General features: G+C 63.9%; 14 protein-coding genes. 8 read left to right on the forward strand and 6 right to left on the reverse strand.

The genetic code is table 11. The features are described from left to right. Positions 1–14: 14 nt before the first annotated feature. The 8 genes from pdhA to IVA87_RS26170 all read left to right on the forward strand — a co-directional run bounded on the left by pdhA (position 15) and on the right by IVA87_RS26170 (position 8,543). On the forward strand, positions 15–1,037 hold the full coding sequence (gene pdhA / locus IVA87_RS26135) for a pyruvate dehydrogenase (acetyl-transferring) E1 component subunit alpha (protein ID WP_247295351.1): 1,023 nt from the start codon (positions 15–17) through the stop codon (positions 1,035–1,037). Between the two features lie 29 nt (positions 1,038–1,066). Beyond that, positions 1,067–2,458, forward strand: a complete 1,392-nt coding sequence (locus IVA87_RS26140) for a pyruvate dehydrogenase complex E1 component subunit beta (protein WP_247295348.1) — start codon at positions 1,067–1,069, stop codon at positions 2,456–2,458. Positions 2,459–2,461: 3 nt separating this feature from the next. Then, a complete protein-coding gene (locus tag IVA87_RS26145; RefSeq protein WP_247275986.1) occupies positions 2,462–2,764 on the forward strand; it encodes a DUF5076 domain-containing protein in 303 nt (100 codons plus the stop codon). Position 2,765: 1 nt separating this feature from the next. Then, on the forward strand, positions 2,766–3,218 hold the full coding sequence (locus tag IVA87_RS26150; RefSeq protein ID WP_247295346.1) for a nucleoside deaminase: 453 nt from the start codon (positions 2,766–2,768) through the stop codon (positions 3,216–3,218). 62 nt (positions 3,219–3,280) lie between these two features. Continuing rightward, the gene (locus tag IVA87_RS26155; RefSeq protein WP_247335711.1) at positions 3,281–4,633 is read left to right on the forward strand and encodes a pyruvate dehydrogenase complex dihydrolipoamide acetyltransferase; all 1,353 of its coding nucleotides are present in this window, start codon (positions 3,281–3,283) and stop codon (positions 4,631–4,633) included. Between the two features lie 144 nt (positions 4,634–4,777). After that, the gene (gene lpdA, locus IVA87_RS26160; RefSeq protein ID WP_247295342.1) at positions 4,778–6,199 is read left to right on the forward strand and encodes a dihydrolipoyl dehydrogenase; all 1,422 of its coding nucleotides are present in this window, start codon (positions 4,778–4,780) and stop codon (positions 6,197–6,199) included. A gap of 53 nt (positions 6,200–6,252) precedes the next feature. After that, the gene (locus tag IVA87_RS26165) at positions 6,253–7,494 is read left to right on the forward strand and encodes a threonine synthase (protein WP_247295339.1); all 1,242 of its coding nucleotides are present in this window, start codon (positions 6,253–6,255) and stop codon (positions 7,492–7,494) included. A gap of 80 nt (positions 7,495–7,574) precedes the next feature. Then, positions 7,575–8,543: a tripartite tricarboxylate transporter substrate binding protein BugD gene (locus IVA87_RS26170; protein WP_247295337.1), complete on the forward strand. Its 969-nt coding sequence runs from the start codon at positions 7,575–7,577 to the stop codon at positions 8,541–8,543. Between the two features lie 54 nt (positions 8,544–8,597). Here the strand turns inward: IVA87_RS26170 and IVA87_RS26175 are convergent, their stop codons facing one another. From IVA87_RS26175 to IVA87_RS26200, 6 genes are all read right to left on the reverse strand, one after another. Continuing rightward, positions 8,598–8,978 carry a response regulator gene (locus IVA87_RS26175; protein ID WP_247295335.1) on the reverse strand — a complete coding sequence of 127 codons (381 nt, stop codon included), beginning with the start codon at positions 8,976–8,978 and terminating at the stop codon, positions 8,598–8,600. A gap of 95 nt (positions 8,979–9,073) precedes the next feature. Continuing rightward, entirely contained in the window at positions 9,074–9,742 is a 669-nt protein-coding gene (locus IVA87_RS26180; protein ID WP_247295333.1) for a response regulator transcription factor, read from the reverse strand. Continuing rightward, a complete protein-coding gene (locus IVA87_RS26185; protein WP_247295332.1) occupies positions 9,739–11,724 on the reverse strand; it encodes a PAS domain S-box protein in 1,986 nt (661 codons plus the stop codon). Before IVA87_RS26185 ends, IVA87_RS26180 begins: the two co-directional genes overlap by 4 nt. Before the next feature lie 757 nt (positions 11,725–12,481). Next, positions 12,482–12,793: a hypothetical protein gene (locus IVA87_RS26190; RefSeq protein WP_247295329.1), complete on the reverse strand. Its 312-nt coding sequence runs from the start codon at positions 12,791–12,793 to the stop codon at positions 12,482–12,484. Positions 12,794–13,174: 381 nt separating this feature from the next. Next, on the reverse strand, positions 13,175–13,384 hold the full coding sequence (locus IVA87_RS26195) for a hypothetical protein (protein ID WP_247295326.1): 210 nt from the start codon (positions 13,382–13,384) through the stop codon (positions 13,175–13,177). A 98-nt stretch (positions 13,385–13,482) separates the two neighbouring features. Beyond that, a complete protein-coding gene (locus tag IVA87_RS26200; RefSeq protein ID WP_247295323.1) occupies positions 13,483–15,672 on the reverse strand; it encodes a lytic transglycosylase domain-containing protein in 2,190 nt (729 codons plus the stop codon). Positions 15,673–15,701 lie beyond the last annotated feature (29 nt).

Consider the following 15,701-nt stretch of genomic DNA (forward strand, 5'->3'; position numbering starts at 1 on the left):
GACCCGGAATTCCCATGGCCGCACCCAAGAAAGCCGCCGCAAGCACTCCACAGGACAAGGCCGACGGCGGTTCGCCCCCGGAATTCACCAGGGAGCAGGAGCTTAAGGCGCTCCGCGACATGCTCCTGATCCGGCGCTTCGAGGAAAAAGCTGGCCAGCTCTACGGCATGGGCGCGATCGGCGGCTTCTGCCACCTCTATATCGGCCAGGAGGCCGTGGTGGTCGGCATGCAGATGGCCCTGAAAGAGGGCGATCAGGTTATCACCGGCTATCGCGATCACGGCCACATGCTCGCCACCGGCATGGACGCCAACGGCGTGATGGCCGAGCTCACGGGCCGCCGCGGCGGCTATTCCAAGGGCAAGGGCGGCTCCATGCACATGTTCAGCAAGGAGAAGCACTTTTACGGCGGCCACGGCATCGTCGGCGCGCAGGTCTCGCTCGGCACTGGTCTCGCCTTCGCCAATCACTATCGCGGCAATGACAATGTCAGCGTCACCTATTTCGGTGACGGCGCGGCCAACCAGGGTCAGGTCTATGAGAGCTTCAACATGGCGGAGCTCTGGAAGCTGCCGGTGATCTACGTCATCGAGAACAACCGCTACGCTATGGGCACCTCGGTCTCGCGCGCCTCGGCGCAGCAGGACTTCTCCAAGCGCGGCGCCTCCTTCAACATTCCCGGCAAGCAGGTCGACGGCATGGACGTCCGCGCCGTGAAGGCTGCGGGCGAGGAGGCGGCGGCCTGGTGCCGTGCCGGCAAAGGCCCCTACATCCTGGAGATGCAGACCTACCGCTATCGCGGCCACTCGATGTCCGACCCTGCAAAATATCGCACGCGCGAGGAGGTCGAGAAGATCCGCCACGACCAGGACCCGATCGAGCAGGTACGTAACCGCCTCCTGGCGGCCAAGGTCAGCGAGCAGGATCTGAAGGCGATCGACGCCGAGGTGCGCGACGTCGTCAACGCGTCCGCCGATTTCGCCCAACATGATCCCGAGCCGGATGCCGCCGAGCTCTGGACCGACGTTTACCGCTGAACGCGCGCAAGCTTTCTTTTGGAGTCGATATGCCAATTCAAGTGCTGATGCCCGCGTTGTCGCCCACCATGGAGAAGGGCAACCTCGCCAAATGGCTGAAGAAAGAGGGCGAGACGATCAAGTCCGGCGACGTCATCGCCGAGATCGAGACCGACAAAGCGACGATGGAGGTCGAGGCGACCGATGAGGGCACGCTCGGCAGGATCCTCATTCCCGAGGGCACCGCCGACGTTGCCGTCAATACGCCGATCGCGACCATCCTCGCCGATGGCGAGAGCGCCGCCGATCTCGCGAAGGCCCCAGCGCCGGCCAAGCAGGAGAAGGCTGCGGAGTCCGCGCCGCCCGCCGCCGCCAAGTCCGAGGCCCCCCAGCCCAAGGCGGCACCGTCCGCGCCGCAGCCCGTGGCCGAGCCCGATCCGGAAGTACCCGCCGGCACTGAGATGGTGACGCAGACCATCCGCGAAGCCTTGCGCGATGCCATGGCCGAAGAGATGCGCCGCGACGGCGATGTCTTCGTGATGGGCGAAGAGGTGGCCGAATATCAGGGTGCTTACAAAGTCACGCAAGGATTGCTTCAGGAGTTCGGCGCCAAGCGCGTGATCGACACGCCGATCACCGAGCACGGCTTTGCCGGTGTCGGCGTCGGTGCCGCGATGACGGGCCTCAAGCCGATCGTCGAGTTCATGACCTTCAACTTCGCCATGCAGGCGATCGATCAGATCATCAACTCCGCGGCCAAGACGCTGTACATGTCCGGCGGCCAGATGGGCTGCTCGATCGTATTCCGCGGGCCCAATGGTGCCGCTGCGCGCGTCGCCGCCCAGCACAGCCAGGATTACTCGGCCTGGTATTCGCACATTCCCGGCCTCAAGGTGGTCGCGCCGTATTCGGCCGCCGATGCCAAGGGGCTGCTCAAGGCCGCGATCCGCGATCCCAACCCGGTGATCTTCCTCGAGAACGAGGTGCTCTACGGTCACACCGGCCAAGTGCCCAAGCTCGACGATTTCGTGATTCCGATCGGCAAGGCGCGCATCGTGCGCCCCGGCGGCCACGTCACCATCATCTCCTGGTCGAACGGCATGACCTATGCGCTCAAGGCCGCCGACGAGCTCGCCAAGGATGGCATCGAGGCCGAGGTGATCGACCTACGCACGCTGCGCCCGATGGACACCGAGACCATCATCAACTCGGTCAAGAAGACCGGTCGTGCGGTGACGGTGGAGGAGGGCTGGGCTCAGAGCGGGGTCGGCGCCGAGATCGCCGCGCGCATCATGGAGAACGCCTTCGACTATCTGGACGCGCCGGTTACGCGCGTTTCCGGCAAGGACGTGCCGATGCCCTATGCCGCGAACCTGGAGAAGCTCGCGCTGCCCTCGGCAGCGGAAGTCGTCGAGGCCGCCAAAGCCGTCTGCTACAGGTAGACCATGGCGGGCCCCAAGGAGCAGCCACTGCCGCCCGATGTCATGACGCGCGAGGACGCGGTCGAGATCCTGCGTGTGTTCGTGTTGGACGGTGGGCTGTCGATGGCGTTCCAGCGCGCCTTCGAGGAGCCCGACATGTGGGGCCTGCTGCTCGTCGATCTGGCGCGCCATGCCGCGCGCGCCTATGCGCGCGAGAGCGAATACACCGAGGAGGATGCCTTGAACCGGATTCTGGAGATGTTCCAGGCCGAGATCGAGCGTCCGACCGACACCGGCAGCACGACGCCACGCGGCAAGGGGCACTGACGTGGCGATCGAATCCTATCACTACGATTTCATGCTGGAGGCGATCCGCGAAGCGGAAACCTCGATCGCACAGGGCGGCCTGCCGATCGGCGCGGTGCTGACGCGCGACAACAAGATCATCGCCCGCGGTCATAACAACCGCGTGCAGGAGAACAACGTGATCCTGCACGGCGAGATGAGCTGCCTGCGCGAAGCCGGCGCGATCACGTTCCATGACACCGTCATGTACACCACCCTGTCGCCATGCTCGATGTGCGCCGGCGCGCTGGCGCTGTTCAAGGTCAAGCTGGTGGTGATCGGGGAATCCGTCACCTTCGAGGGATCCAAGGACATCCTCGACAAGTTCGGCATCCCCTGGATCGACCTTGCCGACGACCGCTCCATCACCATGATGAAGAATTGGCGTTCCAATCCCGCCAATGAGCGTCTGTGGCAGGGCGACATCGGCAACTAAACCTGGTCTGTTCGTCTTCGCTTCCGGAGACGACGTTTTGAGAAGCTCTTCGTGAGGTCAGCATGCCCATCAACATCCTGATGCCCGCTCTTTCGCCGACGATGGAGAAGGGCAACCTCGCCAAGTGGCTGAAGAAGGAAGGCGACAGGGTCAAATCCGGCGACGTCATCGCCGAGATCGAGACCGACAAGGCGACCATGGAGGTCGAGGCGATCGACGAAGGCACGATCGCCAAGATCCTGGTGCCCGAGGGCACGCAGGACGTTCCGGTCAACGACGTGATCGCGGTGCTGGCCGGCGAGGGTGAGGATGTGAAAGCCGCGGGCGCCGCGAAGCCGACCGCCTCGGCCGCACCGCCCAAGACCGCTGAGCCACCTGCTGCCGCGCCGGCACCGGCACCTGCACCGGCCGCACCCAAGGCGGCGCCGGCTGCCGCCGCACCGGCTCCGCCGGCTGCAGCTCCCGCCGCGCAGGGCAACGGCCATGGCGGCCGCGTGTTCTCATCGCCGCTCGCGCGCCGTATCGCGAAGGAAGCCGGCATCGATGTGGCGATGGTCACGGGCACTGGCCCGCACGGCCGCGTGGTCGCGCGTGACGTCGAGCAGGCCAAGTCCGGCAAGGGCCTCAAGGCTCCCGCCGCAGCACCGTCTGGGGCGCCCTCGATCGCGCCGACCATGTCTGACAAGCAGATCCTGTCGCTGTTCGAGCCGGGCTCCTACGACATCGTCCCGCATGATGGCATGCGCCGCACCATCGCGCAGCGCCTGACCGCATCGATCCAGAACGTCCCGCACTTCTATCTCACCATCGATTGCGACATCGGCAAGCTGCTGGCCGCGCGCGAGGAGATCAATGCGGCTGCTCCCAAGGACAAGGAGAAGAAGCCGCTCTACAAGATCTCGGTCAACGACTTCGTCATCAAGGCGATGGCGGTCGCACTCCAGAAGATCCCGAACTGCAATGTCAGCTGGACCGAAAGCGGCATGGTCAAGCACCACCATTCCGACGTCGGCGTTGCCGTCGCGATGCCAGGCGGCCTGATCACGCCTATCATCCGCAAGGCCGAGGCCAAGACGCTCTCGACCATCTCCAACGAGATGAAGGACTTTGCCGCGCGCGCCCGCTCGCGCAAGCTGAAGCCCGAGGAATACCAGGGCGGCACCACGGCCGTCTCCAACCTCGGCATGTACGACATCAGTCACTTCACCGCGGTGATCAATCCGCCGCACGCGACCATCCTCGCGGTCGGCACCAGCGAAGAGCGTCCCGTCGTGCGCGGTGGCAAGATCGAGATCGCAAACATGATGAGCGTGACCCTGTCCTGCGATCACCGCGCCATTGACGGCGCGCTCGGCGCCGAGCTGATCGGCGCGTTCAAGCAGCTGATCGAAAATCCCGTCATGATGATGGTCTGACGCGGCGAATTTGCGTCGTCATTGCGAGCGAAGCGAAGCAAATCCAGGACGTGACCGGCAGACTGGATTGCTTCGTCGCAAGAGCTCCTCGCAATGACGAGCCGTAACATTCAAGCCGGTTGAACGATGGAACGAGCGTACAGCATGGCCGATACATCCTTCGACGTCATCATCATCGGCTCCGGTCCCGGCGGCTATGTCACCGCGATCCGCGCCGCACAGCTCGGCTTCAAGACGGCGATCGTCGAGAAAGCGTATCTGGGCGGCATCTGCCTGAACTGGGGCTGTATTCCGACCAAGGCGCTGCTGCGTTCGGCCGAGATCTACCACTACATGCAGCACGCCAAGGATTACGGCCTGGCGGCGGAGAAAGTGTCTTTCGACCCGAAGGCTGTGGTGCAGCGCTCGCGCGGCGTCTCGAAACGACTCAACGACGGCGTCGGCTTCCTGATGAAGAAGAACAAGGTCAGCGTGATCTGGGGCGCGGCGTCGATCGACGCGGCCGGCAAGGTCACTGTGAGTAAATCGGACGTCGAGGCGCCGAAGGGCACGTTGGGCGAGGGGAGCTATCAGGCCAAGCACATCATCGTTGCCACCGGCGCGCGGCCGCGCGTGCTGCCCGGGCTGGAGCCGGACAAGAAGCTGGTCTGGACCTATTTCGAGGCGATGGTGCCGGAACGGATGCCGAAGTCGCTGCTGGTGGTCGGCTCCGGCGCGATCGGCATCGAGTTCGCCTCGTTCTTCCACACCATGGGCTCCGACGTCACGGTGGTCGAGGTGCTACCCCAGATCCTGCCCGTCGAGGACGCCGAGATCGCGGGCCTGGCGCGCAAGCGCCTGGAGAAGCAGGGCATCAAGATCATGTCCTCGACCAAGGTGACGAAGCTCGAGAAGAAGGCCGACAGCGTCGTCGCCACCATCGACGACGGCAAGGGCAAGCCTGTGACGACCGAGTTCGAGCGGGTGATCTCCGCTGTCGGCGTGGTTGGCAACATCGGGAATCTCGGCCTCGAAAAGCTTGGGGTGAAGACCGACCGCGGCATCATCGTGGTGGACGGCCACGGCAGGACCAACGTTCCTGGCATCTACGCCATCGGCGACGTCGCAGGTCCCCCGATGCTCGCGCACAAGGCCGAGCATGAGGGCGTGATCTGCGTCGAGGCAATCAAGGGCCTCAATCCGCATCCCGTGGACAAGAACATGATCCCGGGCTGTACCTATTGCCAGCCGCAGGTCGCCTCTGTCGGCCTGACCGAAGCCAAGGCCAAGGAAAGCGGCCGCGAGATCCGCGTCGGCCGCTTCCCCTTCGTCGGCAACGGCAAGGCGATCGCGCTCGGCGAGGACCAGGGCCTCGTCAAGGTGATCTTCGACAAGAAGACCGGACAGCTTCTCGGCGCTCATATGGTCGGCGCTGAAGTCACCGAGCTGATCCAGGGCTATGTCGTCGCCATGAACCTGGAGACCACGGAAGAAGAGCTCATGCACACGGTGTTCCCGCATCCGACGCTGTCGGAGATGATGAAGGAAGCCGTGCTGGATGCTTATGGACGGGTGCTGAATATTTGACCGCTCGCCAGGCGACCAAAGAGCTGTTTTCAAAATAAGAAGGAAACCACCCCATGCACGACAACGACAACCTCACCATCGAGCGCCCGACCTTCGTCACGCATCTCGAATGCGCGATGGAAGGCGATCATTACGCGGCCGACCAGGTCCACAATCTCTCCAAGGCCGGCAAGCCGCTGCTGGTCCGCTACGACCTCGCTGGGGCGAAGAAGGCGCTGACCAAGGACGCTTTGGCCCAGCGTCCCGCCGACATGTGGCGCTACCGGGAGCTGCTGCCGGTCCGCAAATGCAAGGACATCGTCTCGCTCGGCGAAGTCACGACGCCGCTGATCCGGCTGCCGAAGCTCGGCGCCAAACTCGGCGGTGGCGAGATCATCGTGAAGGATGAGGGACGGCTGCCGACCGGCTCGTTCAAGGCGCGCGGCCTCGTGATGGCGGTGTCGATGGGCAAGGCGCTCGGCATCAAGCACATGGCGATGCCGACCAATGGCAACGCCGGCGCCGCGCTGGCGGCTTATGCGACCTCCTGCGGCATCAAGACAACGATCTTCTGCCCGGCCGATACGCCCGAGGTGAATGTCAGCGAAATCGAGCTCCAGGGCGCGACCGTCTATCGCGTCAACGGCTATATCGACGATTGCGGCAAGATCGTCGGCGAGGGGAAAGCAAAAGTCGGCTGGTTCGATACGTCGACGCTGAAGGAGCCGTACCGCATCGAGGGCAAGAAGACGATGGGCCTCGAGCTTGCCGAGCAGCTCGGCTGGGACGTGCCCGACGTGATCTTCTATCCGACCGGCGGCGGCACCGGCCTGATCGGCATGTGGAAGGCGTTCGACGAGCTCGAGAAGATCGGTTTCATCGGGTCCAAGCGTCCGCGCATGGTGGCGGTGCAGGCCTCTGGCTGCGCGCCGATGGTGCGGGCCTATGACGCCGGCACCGAGCATGCTACGCGGTGGGAGGATGCCCACACCATCGCCTCCGGCATTCGCGTGCCGCAGGCGATCGGCGATTTCCTGATCCTGCGCGCGGTGCGGCAGAGCAAGGGTTTTGCCATCGCGGTCGACGACGACAAGATCTCGTCGGCGCTGAGCGAGGTTGCGCGCGAGGAGGGGCTGCTGTTGTGCCCCGAGGGCGCCGCCACCTACGCTGCCTACAAGCAGAGCCTTGCCGATGGCCGTGTCAGCAAGACCGACCGCGTCATGCTGTTCAACTGTGCGACCGGGCTGAAATATCCATTGCCGCCGGTCACCCGGACGCTCGATCGCCACAAGCCGATCGACTACACGCAGTTCTAGCGCGGCAATACGCCACGAATGATCCCTCTTCCCGTACGCGGGCAGAGGGTCAAAATGACAATGACGCTGGGGAGAGGACCATGAAGGCCGCTTGGGCTGCGCTGATTGCCATTCTCGCTGTTGCAGGCGCCGCGCGCGCTGAGGACTATCCCACGCGTCCCATCACCATCATCGTGCCGTTCGCGGCCGGTGGGCCGTCGGATGCAATGGCGCGGGTGCTTGCGGAGCGCATGCGCGTATCGCTTGGCCAGCCCGTGGTGATTGAGAACGTCACCGGCGCAGGCGGCTCGATCGGCGTCGGCCGCGCCGTGCAATCACCGCCGGACGGCTACACCATCTCGTTCGGTCATCTCGGCACCCACGTCGCCAACGGTGCCGTCTACAAGCTCAAATACGACCTCGTCGCCGACCTCGAGCCGGTGGTGCTGTTGCCGAGCAATCCGATGATTGTGGTCAGCAAGAACGCAGTGCCGGCGACCTCGCTGAAGGAGCTCATTGAATGGCTGAAGTCGCGGCCATCGCCGCCCACGGCAGGCACGGCCGGCGCGGGCTCCGGCAGCCACATCGCCGGCGTCTATTTCGAGAGCGTCTCCGGCATCAAGCTGCAATACGTGCCGTATCGCGGCACAGCGCCCGCCCTCAACGATCTCATCGCCGGCCAGATCGACCTCATCGTCGACCAGACCTCCAATTCCATCAATCAGGTCCGCGCCGGCACCATCCGCGCCTACGCCATCACCGACGACAAGCGCCTGCCGTCGGCGCCGGAGATTCCGACCGCGGAGGAGGCGGGCCTGAAGGGTTTCAACATGACGCTGTGGTCAGGCATGTGGGTGCCGAAGGGCACGCCGAAGGAGGTCGTGACCAAGCTCAACGCGGCGGCCGTGGAAGCGCTGAACGATCCTGGAGTGAAGAAGCAGCTCGAAAGCCAGGGCCTGGAGATGACGCCCAAGGATCAGCTCACGCCAGAAGCGCTCGGCAACCGCCAGAAGGCGGAGATCGCAAAATGGTGGCCAATCATCAAGGCGGCGAATATCAAGGTGGATTGAGGTGGGCTGCGCTGGTGTCAGTGTCTCGCATTCGCTGATCGCCGGACAATCGCTTCATGGTTTCGTCACCTGCTGCAGCGCCACCTCCAGGCATTTCATCAGATCCGAGGCGGCAAACGGTTTACCGAGGAAACAACTTGCCCCGGCTTTAAGCGCACGCACACGCACGCTCTCATCCGGGAAAGCGGTGATGAAGATGAACGGCGTTGCCGACCCCTGCGCGCGCATCTGCGTCAGTAGATCGATTCCAGTGACCGACGGCATCTGCACGTCCGCGATCACGCACGAGGTGTCGGTCGAATCGGTCGACCTCAAAAACTCCTCGGCGGAGGCGAATGTGTGGACGATGTATCCGCGGGATTCCAAGAGATTGTTAATCGCGGCCCGCACGTAGGGATCATCGTCAAGCACAGAAATGACCGAAGCCACTGACAATGCGTCCGCTCCTCGCCCGGGAATTACGCTTGCCGTCGTACGGCCTCGCATAAACCCGCAAGGTGGACCCGTCGGTCATCATTGGAAACTCATACTTAGGTTTGTACGTCGGGCTTGCTGGGTCGAATCCCGAGCGCCTCGCTCATCCTCACCAGGTCGGCCAGCGACTTCGCCCCCATTTTCCGCATGATCTGGCCGCGATAGATCTTGACGGTGATTTCCGCCAAACCGAGCTGGGCGGCCACTTGCTTGTTCATCAGGCCCGACGTCACCAGTGACAAGACGTCCCGCTCCCGCGAGGTCAGTGACTCGAAGCGTGATCTGACGTCCGAGACGGTCTTGTAAAGATCGCGGCGCTTGCGGTCTCGCTCGATCGCGGCCTGGACCGCGTCCAGAATTTCCTGGTCGCGAACCGGCTTGGTCAGGAAGTCGATCGCGCCGCTCTTCATGGCCCGAACGGTCATGGGAATATCGCCATGACCGGTAATGAAGATGATGGGCGTATGGATATTTGCCTTGGCAAGATCGGTTTGCAGCTCAAGGCCGCTCGTTCCGGGCAGGCGGATGTCGAGCACCAGGCAACTGGGGACTTCCGGCGGCTTGGTCTGGAGGAGTTGCGGCGCCGAGCCGAATGCTTCCACCCTGAGGCCGACCGACTCGAACAGATTGGTAAGCGCACGACGCATGGACGCGTCGTCGTCGACGATGAAGACGATTGGCTGATCGCCGTCCTCCTTGGGCGAAGGCCCCGCGCGCTCGTTCACGATGCTTCCTCTCGATGGAGTGGCAGGGTGATCTGAAAAGTCGCGCCGCGCTCCTCGTTCGGTATGGCGGAAAGTCGTCCGCCGTGGGCCTCGATAATGGAGCGACAGATCGACAGGCCCATGCCCATGCCGCTGGACTTGGTGGTAAAGAACGGCATGAACAGGCGGTCCATTGCCTGTTCGCAGATGCCGACGCCGCAGTCGGAGACGCTCACCAGCACCGCGCCATCGTCGTCAACCGCTGAACGGATCGCCAGCTCGCGCGGGCGGTCATCGATGCCTTCCATGGCCTCGATGCCGTTCTTGATCAGGTTGATGAGGACCTGCTGCAATTGAATTCGATCGCCAAAGATCCTGGGCAGTGCCGACGACAGTTCCATTCGAACCGACACGGCATGGCTCGCCATCTCGCGCTGAACGAGCGCGACAGCCTCGCGCACGACCACGCTGACTTCGAGCGGAGCCATCTCGATATCGGATCGCTTGGCGAGCGCCCGAACGTGACGGATGACGTCGCTGGCACGCTTGCCGTCCTCGATGATCCATTCCACGGAGCGGCGCGCCGCCTTGAGATCGGGCGGACTGCGCTGCAGCCAGGCCAGGCAGGCGTCGGCGTTTGCGATCACGGCGGCGAGGGGCTGGTTGATTTCGTGGGCAATTGAAGCGGTCAGCTCGCCCAGCATCGTGACGCGCGTCACATGAGCGAGCTCGGCTTGCGCCTTGCGCAGCGCCTCTTCGGCGTGATCGGCCCGGATGGCCGCGGTCACGTCGGTGCAGACGCCCCGATAACCCAGAAAGGTGCCGTTGGCGTCGAAGAACGGCTTGCCGCTCGTGCGGACATAGATCGGCTGTCCGTTGCGGTCCTTGCTGCGGTAAACCAGATCGCGGAACGGGACGTGAGCATCGAGCGCCGCCCGATGTTGTCGCCATTTTTCCGGCTCGAGATCGGCGTCGGGAGCAATGTCCCAACGCGTGAGCCCGATCAGGCCCGCGGGGGCGGTGACGGTATCAGAGTGTTCCGATATGTGAGTGACGCGATGGTCTGGCCCCGTCTCCCAGAACCAGTCGGAGGCGGTTTCGGCATAGTCGCGAAAGCGCTGCTCGCTGTCACGAAGTCTGCGTTCTGCCTCCTTGGTCGCCGTGATGTCAGTCACCGACCCCACGAACTCGACGTGACCGCTCGCATCTCGCGTCGCCCGGGCGACCGCTCGGACGTACTTGACGGAACCGTCGGGCATCACCAGCCGGTATTCGTGATCGTAATCTTTCCCCTCGCGCGCCGCCCGGCCCGTGGTCCGCTGCACTGCGAGCCGGTCCTCCGGATGGATCCGCTGGAGCATGAAGGGTATCTCTGGCTTAGTCCCCTCGTCGCATTGGAAGATGCGATAGGTCTCCTTGGACCATGTGATCTCGCCGGTTGCAGCCCTCCAGCCGAAACTGCCGGTGTGGCTCAATTCCTGTGCCTGGGCGAGGTAAGCTTCGCTCTGTCGCAGCGCATTCTCCGCTTCCTTGCGCTCGGTGATGTTCTCGCAGGCGACCAGCACGATCGGCCCGCCATTGGCCCGCAGCATGGTCTTGGCATTCTCGCGCACCCATAGCACCGAGCCGTCCTTGCGAACCTTCCGGATTTCCCAAGTGTGTGACTGATCAACGGTCTCGAGGCATAGCGCGACACACGCGCGTACGAAGTCGCGATCTTCCTCGAAGAACACATCCAGCACCGATCGGCCGATCAACTCCGCGGCGGTATAGCCCAGTTGCGCCGCGCCGAACGTGTTCACGTTGATCACGGTTCCGCTCGGATCGACCATGAAATACATGACCGGGTTGTGCTCGAAGACTTGCTGCCATTGCTTGACCGCCTCCAGCAGACCGGCGTCGCTGGGCTCGCTGCGCGGTTTGGGGGTGACAACTTGCCTGACGCAGCCGACGAGCAATTGCGCGGCTGACTTCCCGAACGTTCCTGCCCGGCCCGGCTTCATCGCAGACGCTCCCGGCGCTCTCTGCGTGAACATAAGTAGAGCACGTTGGCGCCGGAGGAGCAATTCCGGCCAAAGTCGGATGCCGGTTACGACGTTGGGCTTGGAATTGGCTGCTCGCCATCCTGGTCACCTCAGCGCCGATTTTTCGCGCTCGCCGTGCAACCCGCGCATCGTGCGTGGTCTCGTTGAACGCGAGCCCGCGCGAGAGCCCCCGGGCGAGTACGGGACAAACCTAGGTATAGCTCGTCCATTCCTAGTCATGGCGACCATTTACCTCCGTACAATTGAGCGCCTGATGCCTGGCGGACTAGCCTCATGACCATCGGGAGTGTCGACCAGCCAATCGCATCGGTCGGGCGAGATCGGGTCTCAAGCGTACGGCCGAGGCCTCACGACCAAGGACGAGGCCGCCGCATTTCTCGACACCCAGCCGCGTTGCGGCAATTCACGACCCGCGTGAGGTCGAAGGGAACCAAGCAACAAGGGAGAGATCAAATGTGCAATACGTCGCAACTTCCTGAGCCTCGCTTATCCGAGTCCGAACGTTGCTCTTCAATCAAGGGCTGTGCGGTGTGTGGCGGCAAGTTTGGCCTGATCCGCTACTATTCCTGGCGCACAGCGCTCTGCTCCAAGAAGTGCGTTGATCGTTTCCGCACACGCCGCGAACGCGACCGCCGGTGGCTGTTCCGGGCTCAGGTCGCGTGAGCGCTGAACTGGAGAGCTGACTTCTAATCCAGGAGCTCGTGCGTTGAACCGCTCATGCAAGCTTCTGTGCTCGATCGTTCTCCTCGGCTCCGCTGCGACGGTCCAGGCGCAGGAGACAAGAGACGGTGCCGTTCATCGCCAGCATCCGGTCCAGGACCAGGCGCTGCACGAAAAATTCTATTCGACCTGGCACATGCCGGATAATCCGAGCCTCAGTTGCTGCAGCAGCGCCGATTGCTATCCGACTGATATCAAGTACATCGACGGCCGGCTCTATGCACGGCGCAGGGAGGACGGGAGATTCATTCTGATCCCCCCGCAAAAAGTGGAGCGAAACAGGGATAATCCGGACGGCCGAAACCATCTTTGCGCTCCACCGCCCGCACTTTCTCCGTTGGACAGCGTTTACTGCTTCGCTTTGGGAGGTGCCACGTGAGATTCGCGTTCGTATTGGTGAACGGCCGGACTCCGTTCCGGAAGACCTGGTGCATGCAGTGCTGCGAGCCGATCAGCAGCAGCTATCTCCGCGAGATTCGGACAGGTCTGCCTTACTGCGACTATCAGTGCTACGCTCTGTTCTGCGAGGCGCTCGCCAAAGATCGCGTGAGGGCGGCTTCATGAAATTCGTGGTGGTCAATCACGATCCCCCATTGCCCACCGTCACGTGCAGCACATGCTCGCGGTCAATCCGCTCCGGCTATGTCCGGCATGTGCGGACGCAGCGCCGTTACTGTGACTACGATTGCTACCGCCGCGGCGAACTCGTCACGTTGTTCATGCGATGGCCGATGCCCGGGTGGACAGAACCGGCCGCCGAGAACGTCGAGTTCGCTGGAAACATGATCGAGACGTTGGCGGTCCTGAGTGCCGTCTCGTGCTGGAGCTGCACGATACACGCCTGGACCTTCGCAAGAGCCTTGACCGGCGCATATTTGGACGGTCGCGATCTGATCACGATGGAAGGAGGTGACACCTAGCTGCGCGACTGCACGCGCGTGGAAGCCGCAGCACCGGAACCTTGCAGGCGCCGCGTTCAGCCCCGGGCGGCGTTGACTAGGGAGCAGGTGCTGCGGCCGCCACGGGTGCCGTTGCGCCAGCCTCGTGCGTGACGACGCGCTGGTCGCTCTTGCCGGCGATCATGCCGCTGTCTTCGAACCGTGCGCGGTAGACCAGCACGTTCTCGATCACGCGCTGGACGTAGTTGCGCGTCTCCGACAGCGGAATGCGCTCGACCCAGTCGACCGGATCGACCTTGGGGTCTCTGGGATCGCCACGCGCCTGCACCCATTCGCGCACGCGACCGCGGCCGGCATTGTAGCCGGCGAAGGTCATGATCTGGTTGCCGCGATATTCCGAGAACAGCGCGCTGAGCTCGGCCGCGCCCATCTGCGTGTTGTAGACGGGATCGGTGACCATCCTGTTCCAGTCATAGGTCAGGCCGAAGCGTTTGGCGGTGTCGCGGCCCGCTTCCGGCGTCACCTGCATCAGCCCGACTGCATTGGCCGGCGACTTGTCGCGCTGGTCGAACGAGCTTTCGGTGCGCGCCACCGAATAGATCACGCTGGTCTCGATCGCGGGCGCGACCTGCTTGTGCTCGGGAATGCCGATGGTGGGGAAGGCATAGTGGTCGAGCGCAAGCCCGCGTGCCAGCGCCGATTTGCCGATCTCCAGCATCACGCGCGCATCGTTGCGCCGGCCCGCGAGCTCAGCGAGGGCTTCGAGCGCCGCGACGTCGGTGCTCTCCTTGGCAAAATCCTCGGCATAATAGAACACCACGTCGCGCTCGCCGATATCGTAGAGCATGTTGGCGGCGCGCACGCGTTCGTCCGCCAATTGCGTGTCGGCAGCGGGCAGCACCGGGGAGGGCGCACGTAGCTCGATCCGGTCGAGGCCAAGCTTTGCGCGGGCGAGCTGGCCGTAATAGGCGGTCTGATAGCGCGCCGCCGCCTTGTAGCTCATGCGGGCGTCGACGGTGGCGCCCATCGCTTCGGCGGCGCGGCCGCGCCAGTAATGGGCGCGCGACAGCGCAATGGGATTGGCCGAGCCTTCGTCGATCGCGGCGAAGTGCACCATCGCCGTCTTGGGATCGTCGAGATAGCGCAGCGCGATCCAGCCGCACATGAAATGGTAGTCGACGCGGTAGACCTCCTTTTCCGGCACCGCGGCCGTGCGCACCACGTCGTAGGCGGTCTTGAACTTGCCCTGGTCGAGCAGCTTGCGTGCCAGCAGGCGGCGCTCGCGCCACCAGGCATCGGTGTCCTGCGCCGCCATCGTGTCGGGCAGGGCGGCGAGGATCACCTCGGCTGCGTCGTCGATGCGGTCGTTCTGAAGATGCCACTGGGCGCGGCACAGTACATAGCCGAGATCGCGCCGCGCCTCGGTCGAGACGTCCTCGAGATAGTCCTTGGCCTTGCTCGCCTTGCCGGTGACGGCGGCGCAGGCCTTTACGATCGCGAGCGCATCCTCGCCGAGACGTTTGGCTGCGCGTCTTGAGCCTGCGTAGTCCTTGGTGCCGAGACGCTTGTCCATGCGCGCGCGGTGATCGTCGGCGGATAGAAGGTCGTGGAACGCCGCGTAGGAGTCTTCTTCGCTCCGCTCGGACAATTCATCCGTGCGCCAGGCCTCGCGCACGAGACGCGCGGCCCTGTCGGTCTCGCCTTCAGTGAGCAGCACGCGGGCCAGCGCGAACCTGCCCTTGGCGCTGGTTGGCCGGTCCATGGTGAATTTGTGCACGATGGCCGCCTCGCTCTTCTCCTGCCACAGCCGCGCCTCGGCGCGCCGGCGCAGCAGAGCGCTGCTGGGCCAGTCCGGATTAGCGGCGAGGAAGGCGGCGTAGCGCTTGAAATTCGCCGTGCTCTCGGAATGGCGCAGCATGAACCAGTCCACAAGCTTCTGTCCGGCGGGGTCAGTGATGCGGTCGCGTGCGGCGCCCGCATCGTCGGTCTTGCCCTTGCGCGCGAGGTCGATCGCATCCCTCAGCGCGGCGAGATCGCCGGTCAGCGGCGGCGGCGCCGGCTTGTCCGAGGGTACCTCGACCGTCTTCTTCGACTTGCGCTTGGCTTCGGCGTGCTTACCGTGCCGCGCTTTGGCGGCCGAGGCATGGCGCTGCTTGCCGGCCTTCGCCTCATTCGTCTTCTTCGGCGCAGATGATTTATGACTGCTCTTCGCCGCCAACGCGGTAGGAAGAAGAGCGATCGCGGCTACGGCAACGACACACGCGAGCGAGCGTAGGCACTGGTTCATTCGATGGCCCCCCTGCGAAACCACTACAA

Origin of the sequence: Bradyrhizobium sp. 147 (genome assembly GCF_023073935.1) — a bacterium.
Lineage (GTDB): Bacteria > Pseudomonadota > Alphaproteobacteria > Rhizobiales > Xanthobacteraceae > Bradyrhizobium.

What these genes read in the sequence shown, in the direction of transcription:
- pdhA (WP_247295351.1), top strand. Translation starts at nt 15, where the DNA reads ATGGCCGCACCCAAGAAAGCCGCCGCAAGCACTCCACAGGACAAGGCC.
- IVA87_RS26140 (WP_247295348.1), top strand. Translation starts at nt 1,067, where the DNA reads ATGCCAATTCAAGTGCTGATGCCCGCGTTGTCGCCCACCATGGAGAAG.
- IVA87_RS26145 (WP_247275986.1), top strand. Translation starts at nt 2,462, where the DNA reads ATGGCGGGCCCCAAGGAGCAGCCACTGCCGCCCGATGTCATGACGCGC.
- IVA87_RS26155 (WP_247335711.1), top strand. Translation starts at nt 3,281, where the DNA reads ATGCCCATCAACATCCTGATGCCCGCTCTTTCGCCGACGATGGAGAAG.
- lpdA (WP_247295342.1), top strand. Translation starts at nt 4,778, where the DNA reads ATGGCCGATACATCCTTCGACGTCATCATCATCGGCTCCGGTCCCGGC.
- IVA87_RS26165 (WP_247295339.1), top strand. Translation starts at nt 6,253, where the DNA reads ATGCACGACAACGACAACCTCACCATCGAGCGCCCGACCTTCGTCACG.
- IVA87_RS26170 (WP_247295337.1), top strand. Translation starts at nt 7,575, where the DNA reads ATGAAGGCCGCTTGGGCTGCGCTGATTGCCATTCTCGCTGTTGCAGGC.
- IVA87_RS26185 (WP_247295332.1), bottom strand. Translation starts at nt 11,724, where the DNA reads ATGAAGCCGGGCCGGGCAGGAACGTTCGGGAAGTCAGCCGCGCAATTG.
- IVA87_RS26190 (WP_247295329.1), bottom strand. Translation starts at nt 12,793, where the DNA reads ATGGTTTCGGCCGTCCGGATTATCCCTGTTTCGCTCCACTTTTTGCGG.
- IVA87_RS26200 (WP_247295323.1), bottom strand. Translation starts at nt 15,672, where the DNA reads ATGAACCAGTGCCTACGCTCGCTCGCGTGTGTCGTTGCCGTAGCCGCG.